The 15,576-nt window shown below is 52.4% G+C and carries 18 protein-coding genes; 15 read left to right on the forward strand and 3 right to left on the reverse strand.

Going from position 1 to position 15,576, the window contains the following annotated elements:
* Nucleotides 1–2 precede the first annotated feature (2 nt).
* From GZZ87_RS11335 to GZZ87_RS11385, 11 genes are all read left to right on the forward strand, one after another.
* Nucleotides 3–1,115 carry a complex I subunit 1 family protein gene (locus GZZ87_RS11335; RefSeq protein ID WP_162025234.1) on the forward strand — a complete coding sequence of 371 codons (1,113 nt, stop codon included), beginning with the start codon at nt 3–5 and terminating at the stop codon, nt 1,113–1,115.
* A gap of 12 nt (nt 1,116–1,127) precedes the next feature.
* Nucleotides 1,128–1,676, forward strand: a complete 549-nt coding sequence (locus GZZ87_RS11340) for an NADH-quinone oxidoreductase subunit I (RefSeq protein ID WP_162025233.1) — start codon at nt 1,128–1,130, stop codon at nt 1,674–1,676.
* 93 nt (nt 1,677–1,769) lie between these two features.
* Nucleotides 1,770–2,324, forward strand: coding sequence for an NADH-quinone oxidoreductase subunit J (locus tag GZZ87_RS11345; protein WP_244648128.1), 555 nt, complete (start codon nt 1,770–1,772; stop codon nt 2,322–2,324).
* Nucleotides 2,325–2,344: 20 nt separating this feature from the next.
* The gene (locus tag GZZ87_RS11350; RefSeq protein ID WP_162025232.1) at nt 2,345–2,713 is read left to right on the forward strand and encodes a four helix bundle protein; all 369 of its coding nucleotides are present in this window, start codon (nt 2,345–2,347) and stop codon (nt 2,711–2,713) included.
* A 40-nt stretch (nt 2,714–2,753) separates the two neighbouring features.
* The gene (nuoK, locus tag GZZ87_RS11355) at nt 2,754–3,059 is read left to right on the forward strand and encodes an NADH-quinone oxidoreductase subunit NuoK (protein ID WP_162025231.1); all 306 of its coding nucleotides are present in this window, start codon (nt 2,754–2,756) and stop codon (nt 3,057–3,059) included.
* A gap of 4 nt (nt 3,060–3,063) precedes the next feature.
* Nucleotides 3,064–4,917, forward strand: a complete 1,854-nt coding sequence (nuoL, locus tag GZZ87_RS11360; RefSeq protein WP_162025230.1) for an NADH-quinone oxidoreductase subunit L — start codon at nt 3,064–3,066, stop codon at nt 4,915–4,917.
* A 30-nt stretch (nt 4,918–4,947) separates the two neighbouring features.
* Nucleotides 4,948–6,537, forward strand: a complete 1,590-nt coding sequence (locus GZZ87_RS11365; protein ID WP_162025229.1) for an NADH-quinone oxidoreductase subunit M — start codon at nt 4,948–4,950, stop codon at nt 6,535–6,537.
* Nucleotides 6,537–8,039 (forward strand): NADH-quinone oxidoreductase subunit N, encoded by a 1,503-nt coding sequence (locus GZZ87_RS11370; RefSeq protein ID WP_162025228.1) that lies wholly within the window; start codon nt 6,537–6,539, stop codon nt 8,037–8,039. The genes GZZ87_RS11365 and GZZ87_RS11370 overlap by 1 nt, the downstream gene beginning before the upstream one ends.
* 211 nt (nt 8,040–8,250) lie before the next feature.
* A complete protein-coding gene (locus tag GZZ87_RS11375; protein WP_162025227.1) occupies nt 8,251–8,421 on the forward strand; it encodes a hypothetical protein in 171 nt (56 codons plus the stop codon).
* Between the two features lie 453 nt (nt 8,422–8,874).
* Entirely contained in the window at nt 8,875–10,326 is a 1,452-nt protein-coding gene (locus GZZ87_RS11380; RefSeq protein ID WP_162025226.1) for a DEAD/DEAH box helicase, read from the forward strand.
* Between the two features lie 206 nt (nt 10,327–10,532).
* A complete protein-coding gene (locus GZZ87_RS11385; RefSeq protein ID WP_162025225.1) occupies nt 10,533–10,901 on the forward strand; it encodes a DoxX family protein in 369 nt (122 codons plus the stop codon).
* On the opposite strand, the gene GZZ87_RS11390 is transcribed toward GZZ87_RS11385, so the two are convergent.
* Both GZZ87_RS11390 and GZZ87_RS11395 read right to left on the reverse strand, forming a co-directional pair.
* The gene (locus tag GZZ87_RS11390; protein WP_162025224.1) at nt 10,898–11,233 is read right to left on the reverse strand and encodes a DoxX family protein; all 336 of its coding nucleotides are present in this window, start codon (nt 11,231–11,233) and stop codon (nt 10,898–10,900) included. The two genes, GZZ87_RS11385 and GZZ87_RS11390, sit on opposite strands and share 4 nt — an antisense overlap.
* Nucleotides 11,230–11,442, reverse strand: a complete 213-nt coding sequence (locus GZZ87_RS11395) for a hypothetical protein (RefSeq protein WP_162025223.1) — start codon at nt 11,440–11,442, stop codon at nt 11,230–11,232. The genes GZZ87_RS11390 and GZZ87_RS11395 overlap by 4 nt, the downstream gene beginning before the upstream one ends.
* A gap of 369 nt (nt 11,443–11,811) precedes the next feature.
* On the opposite strand from GZZ87_RS11395, the gene GZZ87_RS11400 reads away from it, so the two are divergent.
* The 4 genes from GZZ87_RS11400 to GZZ87_RS11415 all read left to right on the forward strand — a co-directional run bounded on the left by GZZ87_RS11400 (nt 11,812) and on the right by GZZ87_RS11415 (nt 14,550).
* A complete protein-coding gene (locus tag GZZ87_RS11400; protein WP_162025222.1) occupies nt 11,812–12,234 on the forward strand; it encodes a thioesterase family protein in 423 nt (140 codons plus the stop codon).
* Complete coding sequence (locus tag GZZ87_RS11405) at nt 12,227–13,225, forward strand: ADP-ribosylglycohydrolase family protein (RefSeq protein WP_162025221.1); 999 nt, start codon at nt 12,227–12,229, stop codon at nt 13,223–13,225. The genes GZZ87_RS11400 and GZZ87_RS11405 overlap by 8 nt, the downstream gene beginning before the upstream one ends.
* A gap of 9 nt (nt 13,226–13,234) precedes the next feature.
* A complete protein-coding gene (locus tag GZZ87_RS11410) occupies nt 13,235–13,675 on the forward strand; it encodes a DUF4174 domain-containing protein (protein WP_162025220.1) in 441 nt (146 codons plus the stop codon).
* 62 nt (nt 13,676–13,737) lie between these two features.
* Nucleotides 13,738–14,550: a TIM barrel protein gene (locus GZZ87_RS11415; protein WP_162025219.1), complete on the forward strand. Its 813-nt coding sequence runs from the start codon at nt 13,738–13,740 to the stop codon at nt 14,548–14,550.
* Here the strand turns inward: GZZ87_RS11415 and GZZ87_RS11420 are convergent.
* Complete coding sequence (locus tag GZZ87_RS11420) at nt 14,547–15,467, reverse strand: DUF6268 family outer membrane beta-barrel protein (protein WP_162025218.1); 921 nt, start codon at nt 15,465–15,467, stop codon at nt 14,547–14,549. The two genes, GZZ87_RS11415 and GZZ87_RS11420, sit on opposite strands and share 4 nt — an antisense overlap.
* Nucleotides 15,468–15,576 lie beyond the last annotated feature (109 nt).

The raw sequence follows: 15,576 nt of genomic DNA on the forward strand, positions 1-15,576 counted from the left end.
CCATGGAATTACTAACAAACTCGCTTCCGTTCGTCTTACCGATTGTTTTCTCAATCGCGATGATCTCCGTCTTTATGGGACTTTGCAGCTACTCCGTTCTCGCGGAGCGCAAGGTGTCCAGTTGGATTCAAGGCCGCACTGGCCCGAATCGCACACGCCTGCCATTACTCGGACACATTCCGATCCTTGGTAACATCATGACGCGCCTCGGGCTCTTTCAGCCCGTAGCCGATGGTCTGAAGTTCCTCTTCAAGGAGGAGATCACACCCGGTCACGTGAAGCACTTTTACTACTATTTGGCACCCGTGTTGGCATTGACGCCCGCATTGGCGACCATGGTGGTGCTTCCGTTCGGTCGCTACGTGGATCCTTCGGGAGTCGTGCAGCCGCTCGTGCTCGCGAATATCGACGTCGGCATGCTCTTCATCTTGGGCGTTTCTTCGCTCGGTGTGTATGGCATCGTTCTGGCTGGTTGGTCTTCGAACAGTAAATATCCATTCCTCGGTGCGATTCGTGCATCCGCGCAGATGGTTTCTTACGAGTTGGCAATGGGACTTTCCATTCTGCCAGTCTTTATGTGGGCATCCGCTCCGGGCTCTGACTACGGTCTGTCGCTCTTCGGTGTGGTTGAATCGCAGTCCGGTCTATGGCTCGTCATCTGGCAGCCGTTGTCTGCATTGATTTTCCTCGTTTCGGTTTTTGCTGAAACGAACCGTCTGCCATTCGATATGGCGGAATCCGAAACCGACCTCGTTGGTGGTTTCCATACTGAGTATGGTTGCTTCAAATTCGGTCTGTTCTTCGTGGCCGAGTATGCGCACGTCATCATGGGCTCGGCCTTGTTCGTCTGCCTGTTCCTCGGTGGTTGGAACTTCCTTCCTGGGATGGCAGATCCTTGGGGCACGAGTGAATTCGGCGCGGTGCTTTCCGTGCTCTGGTTCATGGCGAAGGTCTTCTTTATGATCTTCTTCTTCATCTGGGTGCGCTGGACACTGCCGCGCTTCCGTTATGACCAAGTGATGGCACTCGGCTGGAAGATTCTGCTTCCGCTCGCTATCGGTAATCTCATTTTCAATACGCTGCTCATCGCTCTACGCGATACAGCTGGCTTCTAAACCGCACTTACTATGGCTAAGACTAAAGTTATGGAGCGCAAGCCGCTCTCTTTCGCGGAGAAAACATTCATTCCGCAAATCGTTACCGGGTTGAAGACCACTCTGGGGCAGATGTTTGATAAGACCATCACTCTGGAATATCCGGAGCATCGCCCTGTGATTTCTGAAAACTATCGCGGAGTGCCGACACTGGTGCGTGACCCGAATGGTCGCGAGAAGTGTGTCTCTTGTCAGTTGTGCGAGTTTGTTTGCCCACCTAAGGCGATTCGTATCACTCCAGGTGAGATCGATGCCGAGGCAGATCCAGAACGTGCACACATCGAGAAGGCGCCTAAGGAATTCGATATCAACATGCTGCGCTGCATTTACTGTGGCCTGTGTCAGGAGGTTTGCCCCGAAGAGGCGATCGTCTTGCAGGATATTTTCTCTATGTCGGGCTACAGCCGCGAAGAGATGATTAACAAGAAGGACAAGCTCTACGAATTGGGCGGCACCTTACCGGACAAGCACCACAAGTGGGACAAGAAGAAGGCCGCTGAAGAAGCCGGCAACGCGCACTGAGGAAATTAAAAATCAGAATTAAGAAATTAGAAATCCTCCCGATACGATATTAAAGCCATTTCTTCTTTCTTCTCTCTAAAATCTAAAATTTAAATGATTGATCTACTCTTTTATATTTTCTCAGCGGTTACGCTCATTGCGGCCGTGTTGATGGTGCTGATGCCGAATGCGGTGAATAGCGCTTTCTGCATGATCGTTGCGTTCCTTGGCACTGCGGCACTCTTCGTGTTGTTGGAGGCCTACTTCCTCGCGATCATTCAAGTCGTGGTGTATGCAGGTGCGGTCATGGTGCTGTTCCTGTTTATTATCATGCTTCTGGATGTCGAGAAAGAGCAGGGCGCCGAGTTTAAGCACAAGCTCACAGTTGCTGCTTCGGCGATTGGTTTCTTATTGTTTGTAGTGCTTCTCTTCACGACTTTCACTGGCGGACATCTGCCAGAGCCTACACTGACCGCAGTGACCGAGAACCCCGAAGTCTTCGATGCGGGTGTGCCGTTTACCACATCCTCCAAGTCTTTTGGTTACAGCCTCTTTACTAAATACATGCTGCCGTTTCAAGTGGCTGGCTTCCTTCTCCTTGCCGCTATGATCGGCGTGATTGTCGTGTCTAAAGGAAATAAGAGAGAAGAAAGTATAGAGACGAAATAGGAGTGTAGAAATACGATACGATGACTAAATCTAATCCAGCTGCAGAAAAGTCTTATGCTTTTGCTTTGCGCATCGTTAAGTTGCGTCGCTATCTGCGCGAAGAGAAGTCAGAGTATGATATTTCGAAGCAAATATTACGCAGTGGGACTTCAATTGGTGCGAACGTTGAAGAAGCCCTAGGCGGGCATTCTCGGAAAGATTTTAAACACAAATTGTCGATCTCTTATAAAGAAGCGCGCGAGACCCACTATTGGTTACGCCTGCTTCGTGACTCAGATTTTATCAATGAAGACTCTGCTGAGTCTCTGCTCAATGATTGCGATGAACTTCTAAAAATCATCGGTTCAACTTTAATTACGCTTAATAAGGATAATGATGAAGGAAACTAGTATTTCTTCTTTCCTCTTTCTTAAATTTAAATTCTAAAACATGACTGTCGGACTTAATGCTTTTATTCTCGTAGCCGGACTGCTGTTTGCAGTGGGGCTGCTCGGGGTGATCCTTCGCCAAAACACGCTCGTCATTTATATGTCGCTTGAGCTGATGCTCAATGCGGTGAATTTGGCGCTCGTGGCATTCTCTCGTTATAACGGGACAATGGACGGCAACCTCTTCGTCTTTTTCATCATCACCGTAGCGGCTGCCGAAGTCGCCGTCGGCCTGGCAATCATCGTCGCACTATTCCGACGTCGTCAGTCTGTCATGGTGGACCAACTTAACGCTCTGAGTCGCTAATTCCATGGACGCCACTCAAATTCTTCTCGCCGCCTTACTCACGCCACTGCTTTCCGCAGTGCTCATCGCCTGCTTCTTGCGCAGACGTGGAGTGATCGCTTCGTATCTATCCGTCGCTGCCGCTGCTGCGATCTGTGCTTTTTCTTTCATGGCGATCAACGCGATGGGGGAGGAACCGATCCGTGCCGCTGTTGACTGGTTGCACTTTGGTAACTTTACCGCATCGATGGGCTTCCTGTTCGATGGCACTGCTGCCACGATGTTGGCGATGGTCGCCTTCGTCGGCTTTCTGATTCATGTATTCAGTCTTGGATACATGGCAGACGATAAAGCTAAGGGGCGCTTCTTCGGTGGTCTGTCGATCTTCATGTTCTCGATGCTCGGCATCATCCTAGCGGATAACTTGATCATGATCTTCGTATTCTGGGAGCTGGTGGGTTTCAGCTCTTATATGCTGATCGGTCACTATCTCAACACAGACGAGGCTGCGGCTGCGTCTAAGAAGGCATTCATCGTCAATCGTATCGGTGACCTCGGTTTCCTCGTCGGTATCGTTTATGCCTACTGGCACTTCGGCACTACGAACCTCGAAGCGATGTCTGCAGCAGTTGCTGTGGATCCTGGTATGATCAATGCCGCAATCGCAGCATTGTTGATGTGTGGCTTCATTGGTAAGTCGGCTCAGTTCCCGTTGCACGTCTGGTTGCCAGACGCGATGGCAGGTCCGACTCCAGTATCGGCTCTGATCCACGCGGCGACAATGGTCGCGGCTGGTGTTTATTTCCTGATCCGTATCGCATTTCTCTTTCCAGAATCCGTGCTCGGCGGCATCGCAATTCTCGGCACATCGGTTGCCGTGTATGCAGGCTTCTGTGCGTATGGTCAGAATGATATTAAGAAGATCCTCGCTTATTCGACGCTCTCGCAGCTCGGTTATATGTCGGCGGCCTTTGGTCTGGGCTTCCCAGGGATCGCATTATTCCACCTGATTACACACGCGTTCTTCAAGGCGCTGCTGTTCCTCGGTGCCGGTTCCATCATTCATGGCTGCCACCACGAGCAGGACATTTTCAAGATGGGCGGTATCTTTAAGAAGATGCCAATCACTTCGATCACTTTCGTGATTGGTGTGCTCGCACTGTGCGGTGTGTATGGTTTCGCTGGTTTCTATTCCAAAGACGCGATTCTCATTGCAGCAGGACTTGATGGTAAGTGCCTCTTTATCCTGCTGACACTGGGTGCGTTTTTGACTGCCGGTTATATGGGACGTCTCGTCTGGATCGTATTCTTCGGTGAGCCTAAGTCTGAATCCGCATCCCATGCGCACGAAAGTGGCGCGACAATGTTGTTGCCGTTAATCATCCTAGCAGTGCTTTCTGTAGTCGGTGGTTGGTTACACATGTGGCCTGAGCAACTCGGTCAGATTATCGTTAGCAGCAAAGAGACGCTTCACCATGTTGCAGGTTACGATGCGATGCACCACACCGTCTTGATCTGGGGCTCTGCTGCATGGATCGTCGGTCTCTTGGGTTCGTTGGTCTTCTACGGAAAAGGTGCGACGGAAGATCGTTTGGCGAAGGTTTGTAAGCCAGCCTACGACTTTCTCAAAGCGCGTCTGTGGTTTGACGAGATCTACGGTTTCTACGTCGCGAAGATTCAACAGCGTCTCGCGGTGCTGCTTAGCTTCCTTGATATCTTCCTAATCAAGGGCGTATTCGTCCGTGGTAGTGCCGGTCTGGTCGGCCTGGTGGGCGCATGCTCACGCTCACTGCATGTCGGTAATATTCATGCGTATGTTTACTGGTTCCTCGGCGGAATCATCCTCCTCTGGGCGTTCGCTTCCGGCGTAGCTCTGTAAAATAGGCGAACGATACAAATTTAGATAGCAATGACATCCGTCGATACAACTTCACTTTGCCTCTTGGCTGCAATTCTGACTCCGCTGTCTGCGGGGTTGTTCTTGCTGTTTGGAGCCCGTTATAACACCAACAGTATTCGCGCGGTCAGCGTGATCGGCTTTGCCACTCCGCTGCTCGCCGCGCTGTTCCTCTACAGTCAATTTGAGCCATCGCTGGTTGGTGGATATAATTTCGAGGTGCGCCTTGCCACTGGATTGCAAGCGGTTGGTATTTACCTCCACCTTGGCCTGAACGGTATTTCGATGCCGCTCTTCATGCTCGCAGGTGTCGTCGGCTTTGCCGCTGGCATGTATGCGATGTTCTCTAAAGCAGAGCGTCCGCATCTGTATCTCGCACTGCTGCTGTTCATGCTTGGCGGTTTGATGGGCACCTTCGCTTCGGTTGATATTTTCTTCTTCTACTTCTTCCACGAATTCGCACTGATCCCGACCTTCATCATGATTGGTGTCTGGGGCGGTGCGGGTAAGCGTGGTGCTGCGATTGAAATGACGATCTACCTGACACTGGGTGCGCTGCTCTCGTTGCTCGGATTGATCGCGCTGTATGTGCAGAGTGGGGCGGATTCGTTCTCCTTGATTGCGCTGCGTGAATATCTCGTTGCCCAACCACTCGCAGACACGGTGCAAAATAACATCTTTGCTCTGATGCTGTTCGGCTTCGGTATTTTGGTTTCGCTGTTTCCTTTCCACTCTTGGGCTCCCAAGGGCTATGCCACTGCACCCACAGGTGCGGCCATGCTCCACGCAGGTGTGCTGAAGAAATTCGGCCTTTACGGTCTGTTGCAAATCGCTGCGCCTTTGCTGCCAGCAGGTGCGGCACATTGGTTCCCTTGGATCGTATGGTTGGCGCTGGGTAATATCATTATCATTGGTCTGATCACGATGGCTCAGAAGGATCTGAAGATGATGCTGGGTTATAGTTCGGTCATGCACATGGGCTATGCCTTCCTTGGTATCGCAACGTTCTCCGTCGTCGGTGTCGGTGGTGCCTTGCTGATGATGGTTGCGCACGGTCTATCCGTCGCGTTGCTCTTCATGCTCTCAACTTGCATCTACCACCGCAGTCAGACCTTTGATATGTCGGCCATGGGTGGCTTAGCAACGAAGACTCCGGTCTTGGCCGCATTCTTCGTCGCTGGTTCGATGGCGAGTATTGGTCTTCCAGGGTTCGGTAATTTCTGGGGTGAGTTCACCATCTTTACTGCACTGGCTGAAACACCGATGACCAAGTGGATCGTGGCACCCGCCGCGCTCGGTATCATCATTTCTGCCATCTACGGTCTGCGTGCGGTCGCTAACATTTTCTTTGGCAAGCCAACAGAGGCATTTGCTGATCGTTTGGAAGGCGACGAAATGGAGGATCTTAAGCTCTTCGAGCGCGTGCCTGCTTTAGTCCTGATCGTTGCATTGATCGTGATCGGACTTTTCCCACGCATGTTCTCTGATGCAGCGGACACCGAATTGCAGGAACTTTATACAAATAAGAGCACTTTGCCGGTGATTGAAATCAACGCGGCGCTTCCTCAAGCAGTAAACGCACACAAGGAGGTTACACACTAATGAACGAGCTTCTCGCAGAATTCCTTCGCAGTTTCACTGCGACCAACGATTGGGCTGCCATACTGCCCGAGATCCTAATGGCCGTGCTGGCTCTCGCTCTCTTGGGCGCTGAGATGGTATTGCCGCGTGCCAAGCAGGGGCTAATCGCACGCCTCGCTATTTGGGGGCAAGTGGTGATCCTCGCGTTGGCAATGTCATGCGTCGGCACATGCTCAGCAGGTGCGACTACTTACTTCAGTGGTATGATCCAGCAGACCGATGTGACGCAGATCATGCGTGGCTTCTTTTTGGTGTGCTCCATTCTCGTTTGCTACCTTGGCAAAATTTATCTCTCGAAGCAGCAGCTGCCACGCACCGAGTTCTTCCACCTCGTGATTATCATTGCTGCGTCGATGATGCTGCTGGTGCAGAGTGTGAATTTCGTGATGCTATTTGTCGCACTCGAAGCGGTGACCATCGCATTCTATGTCTTGGTTGCATATTGCCGCACGAGTCCGCTATCACTTGAAGCAGGCCTGAAGTATTTGATTCTTGGAGCGTTGAGCTCGTCGATTCTGTTGTTTGGTATCGTGCTGCTTTACGGCATCGCAGGGAATCCAGAGATGGCACTTTCCAGTGGTAATTCGTTGGGATTCACTGAGCTAGGTGCGTTCATTGCCGCACATCCCGATAATTTGCTGGTGCGTGTTGGCGCGATTTTAGTGGTCGCAGGTCTTTGCTTTAAGATCGGTGCGGTTCCCTTCCAAATATGGGTGCCTGACGTCTATCAAGGTGCACCGACACCAGTGACTGCCTATCTGGCGGTCGCATCGAAGGCAGCTGGTTTCATCGTCTTGATCCAATTGTTGACTGGGCCGTTCATCGGTTTGCGTGACTTTATGATTCCTGTGCTGTCATTCATTGCAGCCGCGACAATATTGTTTGGTAATTTCACGGCAGTCGGACAGCGCAATGTGAAGCGCCTGATGGGTCTTTCTGGTATCGCACACGCGGGTTACTTGCTCGTCGGTGTGGTTGCTGCGCTCACCGTTGAATGGGCAGTCTATGCGGTGATCTTTTACCTCGTGACGTATCTACTGGCCTCATTTGCGGTCTTCGGCGTCATGGCGCATGTCGCTGATTCTGAAGATGCGAACCAAGAGCTGGAGGACTATGAAAACCTAGCTCGCACGCGTCCGTTCCTCGGTGGCGTGTTGACTGCTGGTCTCGGTTCGCTCGCTGGTATCCCGCCACTAGGTGGCTTTATCGGTAAGCTCTTTCTCTTCATCGCGGCCTATCAAGCAGGGCTCTACGGGCTACTTGGTATTTCTGTTCTCGGTGTGGTGATTTCGATCTACTACTATTTTGGTTGGATACGTGTTGCATACTTTTCGAACCCAACAGAGGGCGACGTTGAAGCTGCTCAGCCGCTTTGCCTATGTAATCGTCTCGTGCTCGGTGGTTTGGTCGTCGCAACGGTGTTGGTGGGTCTTTTCCCAGCTGTGCTACCAATTATCCCGTAGTAGGGGCTTTGCTCGCGAAGCCCGCGCAACGGCCGCAAGCATAACACTTGTAGAGCCTCCGCTGCCTTCGCGGGTGCTGCCCTTCTACAAGCTCTGGGCCTTGAGCCTGTCGAAACGGCAAGCAGCATCTCAGCCATTCTTTTGATTCAAAAAGCCGAACGCGTGATGCGTTCGGCTTTTTTGTATCGTCAGTGTCAGAAGACGTAGAGGCATGACGCGAGTCACGTCCGCGCATGCCATGGGGCAGTCGTTGAGAGTCGACCTCGTTGGCACGAGTTTTCTACGGAGTGTCGTGAGTTGTAGAGATGTGACGCGAGTCACGTCCGCGTATGCCATGGGGCAGTCGTTGAGAGTCAACCTCGTTGGCACTCGTCAGTCGTAATACAAAAGACTTTCAAGATCTGGGAATCGAACTGATTAATCCGTGGTAATCATCGCGGAGCGTAAGGGGTGGGATTGCGTAAGTTGTTATACTATCTGCGAAATCAGAGCCGTAGCTACGTTCTTTAGACGCAGTTTTCAGTCGGATTGCTGTGGTGTTGATCAGAACGCGGGCTGAAGCACCGCGCTACTTTGACAGCACACACAATTACTCCGGGCGTAAATGTGGCGAAAGTTTATGCTAGGCGAACGGCGATCTTTCCGATACACCTCCGGCTCAATTCTAGTCGCACTGTGAAAGGGCGACCGCGTGCTTCGGGAGATTTCCGACTTTTTGAGCAGGCACCTACTATCCAAGCTGAGGTCAAACAGACCCTGCTATACATCAGTCGCATGATCGGAGATTCGCCACATTATGGCGGCCAGCGCGACTGACGCATCAAAACGCATCGTTATGTTATTTTCTGAACTGGGACTCCGTCCCGAACTTGTTGCAGCCGTTGAAGCCAAAGGCTACACGACTCCTTCGCCTATTCAGGCACGCGCCATCCCTGCTATTCTCGAAGGACGTGACGTCCTCGGCGGCGCTCAAACCGGCACGGGTAAAACTGCAGCCTTCAGCTTGCCTGTCCTGCAACGCCTCGCTTCTGGCGAATTTAAGGGTCAAAACAAGCGCGCTCGCGTGCTGGTTCTGGCTCCTACGCGTGAGCTCGCCGCTCAGGTGCACCAGAGCATCGTCGATTACGGCCAAGGCTTAAATATGCGCTCCTTTGTGATCTTTGGTGGCGTCGGCTTTCAGCCACAGATCAATGCGATTCGCCGCGGCTTGGACATCATTGTCGCGACACCTGGTCGTTTGCTCGATCTGTGCCAGCGTGGTGATTTGCAGCTTTCTGGTATTGAAGTGCTCATTCTCGACGAGGCCGACCGTATGTTGGACATGGGCTTCATCAACGATATCAAAAAGATTCTTCAGTTGATGCCGTCGCAGCGTCAGAACCTGTTTTTCTCTGCGACCTACACGAAGGAAGTGAAGAAGTTGGCGGACTCGATGCTGAATAACCCCGTCGAAGTCGAAGTCGCAGCGCGTAATGCCACTGCTGACCGTGTCGATCAAGAGGCCTATGTCGTTGGCCAAAAGGCGAAATCAAAATTCCTCGCCGAGATGATTAAAGACGGCGATTGGAATCAGGTGCTTGTATTTACTCGCACGAAGCATGGCGCGAATCGTCTTGCGACTGATTTGGACAAGCAGGGCATTGGTGCGATGGCCATTCATGGCAACAAGAGTCAGTCCGCTCGCGAACGTGCGTTGGCTGCTTTCAAGTCGAATAAGATTCGTGTCCTCGTAGCAACTGATATCGCTGCACGTGGCATTGATATCGCGGACTTGCCGCATGTGGTGAATTTCGAATTGCCGAACATCCCCGAAGACTATGTGCACCGCATTGGTCGCACCGCTCGTGCGGGTAAGGCTGGTAATGCCGTGTCTCTCGTCAGCGATGTGGAAGAGGGCTACCTCTGGGATATCGAGAAAACGATGAAGAAGAATATTCCGCTCTTCAAAATCGATGACCGTGGCGAAAAGATTGCAATGCCACGTCCGGCTACACGTTCGAAGCTTTCACGCCCTGCACCAGGACAACAAAAGCGCGGCGGCGGTGGCGGCGGTCGTGGTCGCCAAGGTGGCGGCGGTGGACGCTCCGGCGGCGGCAAAGGTCGCCCACAAGGCGGCGGTCGTTCGGGCGGAGGTCGTCCACAGGGTGGTGGCCGCTCAGGCGGAGGTCGCCCACAAGGTGGTGGCGGAGGTGGTCGTCCGCAGGGCGGTTCCAGCGGTGGCGGTTCGCCACGTTCGGCAGCTCCGAGCGGTGCGGCGCCAACACGCTCACGCGGACGTAATCGCTAGTTCAGTTTTCAAAAACGCTCTCCTGATCTCGGGAGGGCGTTTTTTTGTGAAGTGATACAGACATTCCTGTCTGTCTGTCTGTCTGTCTGTCTGTCTCGCGTCAGTAACAGACAGGAATGTCTGTTTCACGCCTCATACGCTGGTTCCATTCTTAGGCCTGCATCACTTTCACTGTAAGTGTGACGCGTCTATGCCGTTTACTTAGCATGAATATACATGAAATCCTTAGCAGCCTTGTCCAAATTATCATTCCACTTGGGATTCTGAACGTGTGGTTTATCCGCCAAGGACGTGCGACGGCATATCGCGGTGGTAATGCCTCGAGTCTTAAAGACGAGTTCACTGCCTATGGCTTACCAGTTGCTGCTTTCTACGTAATCGGCGCGCTCAAACTATCCGCTGCTGCGATGTTATTACTCGGGTTTGTGTTGCCTGCGCTCATCCTACCTGGCGCAGCTCTGATGTCTGCACTGATGTTGGGCGCTCTATTGATGCATGCGAAGGTCGGTGATGCGCCGAAACGCTATGTCCCGGCAGCCCTTATGTTGTGCATGTCTGTGTTCTTACTTATTTAGAGCAAGTGCACGGCTAACCCGCCGCATACGAACATAAAGAACGCAGCCGCGAAGCATTGATGCCATGCATCGCCGATGCGTATGCGCACCCCGAGTCCGCAAGCCATTTGCAGCGCGACCCCTCCGGCAGCCATGCCGCCTATCAACGGATGCACGATTCCCAGTGCGAGACCGACCGCAGCGAGCACCTGTAGCACACCTGTCATCACACGAAACTGTGACAGCCCATAGCGCATAAATTCTACCTTCATGTGTGGACTGAAGAGACAGCTCACGCCATAGACAAAGAATGCGAGGGCGCAGACCCCCAGAGTGACATTGACTAAGGTCATTGCTGCTGACCTTTCAAATAGGCTTCATAGCGTTCCAGCAGTGCGCGATGCTGATCTGGGTTGTGATACGAGCCTGCGCCGTGGGGTGGGTATTCCTTCGTTTCCGGCTGTTGATATTGGTGCACTTTGCGACTGTTTTCAGTCTCATAGGTTACCATGTAGCCCAAGCCATCGGGGCGTAGGCTGGCGTGTATTTTCTTATCAGGCATATAGAGTCATCGTAGCAGGACGGGTTTCCCTACTGAAAAAGTAAGAATGGCCGAAGAAAAGATAGCTGCATGGTATACTCACGCGCATCATGATTTGTGAAAAGTGCATTCATGCTATTTCGCTATCTTGCTGTAGGGGCTTTGCTTGCGAAGCCCGCGCAAAGGCGACACGCATAGGAAGTTGTAAAACTTTAGCTGCCTTCGCGGGTGCCGCCCTTCGACAAGCTCTGGGCCTTGAGCCTGTCGAAACGGCAAGCAGCACCCCTACGCCAGATGCTTCGATTTTACAAATCACAATACTTGATGCGCGTGAGTATAGTAAATCTCGCAGTTCTGGTAAGGTGACGACGTCCACTGCGATCAAGTAACATGGCTAAATGTTTTAATTATGACTCCGATGTCTACTTTGATGAATTAGACGCACTTGGTGTGCTACATCACACTCGTTATTTGCTGCACCTTGAACGCGCACAGCAGAATTTTTTTGAGCACTTACTCGGAGTGGATGATTTCGATGCGGATCGCGATGAAGATATCTACGTCGTCGTGCATAGTCTGGAGACGCGCTTTCGTGAGCCGCTACGCAAGCCTGGGCCGATCGTTGTGGAGTATCGCATCGATCGTATCCGCAGTGGGGGTGTCACGATGGACTTTGTGATTCGCGATGCCAACAGTGAGCGGGTCTATTGCGATGGTAAGCGCACGGTGTGCAAGCTATCTGCCGAAACACATCGCCCAGCTCCATGGTCAGAGCCTTTCCGCAACGCGATGGAGGCGTTTCACGATGAATGAGCATCTACAAAATGCGATGCTCGGTGCGCTCGTCGCCGATGCGGTTTCGATGCCTGTGCATTGGTATTATGATACGGCGGCTCTGGATCGGGATTATCCTCTAATCGAGGGCTACCTCGCACCCAAGAACCCACACCCAGATAGTATTCTGTGGCGCTCGAAGTATTCCCCGCGCAACAAAGAGGCCGACATTCTGCACGATCAAGCAGCGTATTGGGGGCAGCGTGGGGTGCATTATCATCAGTTTTTGCCAGCGGGCGATAATACGCTGAACTTCCTGCTCGGGGTGCAACTTTACCGCTCCACAATCAGAGCGGGTGGATACGACGCAGACGCATGGTTGGCGCTCTATGTGCAACTCATGCGCACGCCGGGGTGGCATCGCGATACGTATGTTGAGGAGTATCATCGCGCGTTTTTCGATAACCTTGCCAAGGGCTTGCCTGCCCGGGAATGTGGCATTGAGGACATTCATATCGGTGGGCTGACTCCTGTGCCATTTCTGTTGGCTGCGCTCGATGCACTCAAAGAGCCTGATCTAGAAGCAGACACTGCCTGTGTCGAAGCGCACCTAGCCCTGACGCACAAGGGCACAGCGATTGCCGACGCAGGCCGATCACTGACGCATATCTTGTATTCCGTCGCTTCGGGGCAAAGCCTACGCGATGCGATCTCAGAGCATGTTCCAGTTGGACAATTCGATACCTGGAGTCGCTTCGAAGATCGTGTGGTCGTGGGGCGTCATCTTACGGCTGCTTGCTATTTGCCTGACTCGTTGACCGCGTCGCTTTACTTAGCATGGAAGTATCATGACGATTTCAGCGCAGGTGTGATCGCAAATGCACGCTGTGGCGGTGACAATGCGCATCGCGGTGTTGTGGTCGGTGCCTTGCTCGCTGCTGCCAATGATATTCCGGAGCACTGGCTCAAGTCACTTAAATCGATCAAACGCTTGCGCTGTGATACCCTCGACCCGATTTTTCACTCCTGAATGACCGTGATGAAGCATCGCTCATTCATCATATCCCTAATGCTTGGTTTGTTGACCACGATGCAACTCTCAGCGACTGAAGTCGAATGGCTGAAGCAATTTCGCTGGGAGCAACGGATTATTTTGGTCAAGGTCGCGAAAGGGAACAGCCGTCCGGTGGTGGACACGCTCAAGGCCGCGCAAGAGGATATTAAGGAGCGGGCGATTCTTTGGTTTGTCATCGATGGTCCATCAGTCGTGACGAATTATCAGGGTGAGCCCCAACTGGATTTATCAATCCAGTTATCCAATGTATATTACGCTGAGGAGCACCGCTACGGTGTTTGTTTGATCGGCAAAGATGGTGGCTTAAAGCATCGGCAAAAGCGCTTAGACCTCGATGAATTGTTTCGCCGCATCGACGCGATGCCAATGCGGCGAGCTGAAATGAGGTCGATGAGTCGTGACTAGAATTTAGGTGGTCGCACCGTTTCCTCGTTGGACTTTGTGAGTGGTTTGATTTGCATAGCGCGATGAATAAGATCGGCGTATGTTGTTGGAGTCTGCCTCAAGGGACTGCTCGTGAGCGTATAGAGTTAGCGGCTCGCAGTGGCTTGTCTGGCGTGCAATTGGAACTTGGCACTGAGGTGGAGCAGTATCCGCTCTCAAACCAAAGCCTGCGTGATGAGTATCGTGCACTGCGCGATGCCTTGGGTATGGCATATCCTTCGCTAGGAATGAACGTGTTCTGTGAGCATGCTGCGACTCGGAGGGAGTCAGCTGAGCTACTGCGTAACGCCATCGACCTGGGTATTGACACGGCGCTCGATCTCGGAATTCCGCTGTTACAAGTTCCTAGTTTCAAAGCTAGCTCAATCCGTAATGTCGCTGGTCTTGAGCAGACGATCGAGCTGTTTCGCTATGCCTGTGAGCAAGCTGCGAACACATCGCTTTTAATTGGCAGTGAGAATGTGTTGAACCCTGTCGAACTGGAGCAACTCGTGGAGGGCGTCGCAGCGCCGAATTTTCGAATCTATTTTGATACTGCTAACCCTGCTGCGATGACAGGTGTATCGGCGGTGACGATGTTGGATGCGAGTTTACCGCATCTTGTGGAAACACACTTAAAGGATTCACGGGCGGACCGAACGCCGGTCTTGTTAGGCGAGGGTGAGTCAGGCTTCTTCGAGGTGGCGGCACATTTGGCCGCGTCGGACTATGCAGGCTGGCTGGTGCTTGAAAACCCCTATGAGCGCTTGATGGCCGCACGTGGCCTTTCGGCTGAAGCCTTGCTGCGCAAAGATGTGACGACGATTCGCGAATGCTTCGGGCTATCGGCAGACTAGAACTTGAGACTATAGGCAATCGCTACCATGAGTGAAGGGTCGTAGTCCTCGCTTTGGACTTTGCGCCCTTTGCGATCATCCAGTGTCAGTTCACCAGCGACTGTGGTGCCTAAATAGAGATCCAGTGTGTTGGCTCGGTTAAAGCTATAGGTCGCACGTGTAAAGAGGATCGCTGATTCATTTTGGCCATAGCCTTCCGGTGCGGCGCCATCATCGTCGAGCGCGAAGCGGCTACTGCGATAGCCGCCGCCGAGGCCGAATTCCCAATTCTCTGCGCCAGTATAAACGACTTCAAGGCCAGCTGGGCCACTAGGGCCGGGGCGAAAGGGATTCGAGACGCGCCAGTCGTCGCTCATCTGCCAGTAAACATAGAGGAATGGAAAGACCGTGGTTTCTTCGAGTCCTGTAAACACACCACCACCGATTCCTAGAGCAAGGTTGCGGTTGAATTGTTTGACGTAGCCCATCACACCGCCCCATTCGAGGCCGTCATTGAAATCGACATCCGTCTCACCCGCAAAGCGAATGCTCGGCATCACGAACAGGGATTGAGTGCGATCGATTTGGTAATTAAACGACAAGCCTAGGTCAATGAAGTCGATGTCTTCCCACGGATCGGTGCCACCAAACGAAGTCGCACCACTAAAGTCATACGCACTGCGCTCATAGCCGATATTCAATCCCACGGAATGACCGTCGCTCAGGCCATATTTGATTGAACCTTTGATTCCACCGCGGTCGAGTGATACCTCGCCGCCGTCATCGAGGTCTGCATCTGCTTGTCCGACGTAGAGCACCTCAACTTTGCTTGAGATCTCACCCTCTGCCAGTGGTGGTCCCATTTGAGCGAAGGCCGAATGGCTGGCGCAAGCGCACAGAGTGAAAGTGGTGACTGTGGATTGGATGTGTTTGAGCATAGGAGCAGATCGGATGGATGTAATACGTAAATGAATGACTGCTAGTGTATCGGTCGCGTGAGCGATACATTACAGATGATTGTCATTAATCTTACATTCAGGAGTTAGA

Origin of the sequence: Lentimonas sp. CC4, assembly GCF_902728235.1 — a bacterium.
Lineage (GTDB): Bacteria > Verrucomicrobiota > Verrucomicrobiia > Opitutales > Coraliomargaritaceae > Lentimonas.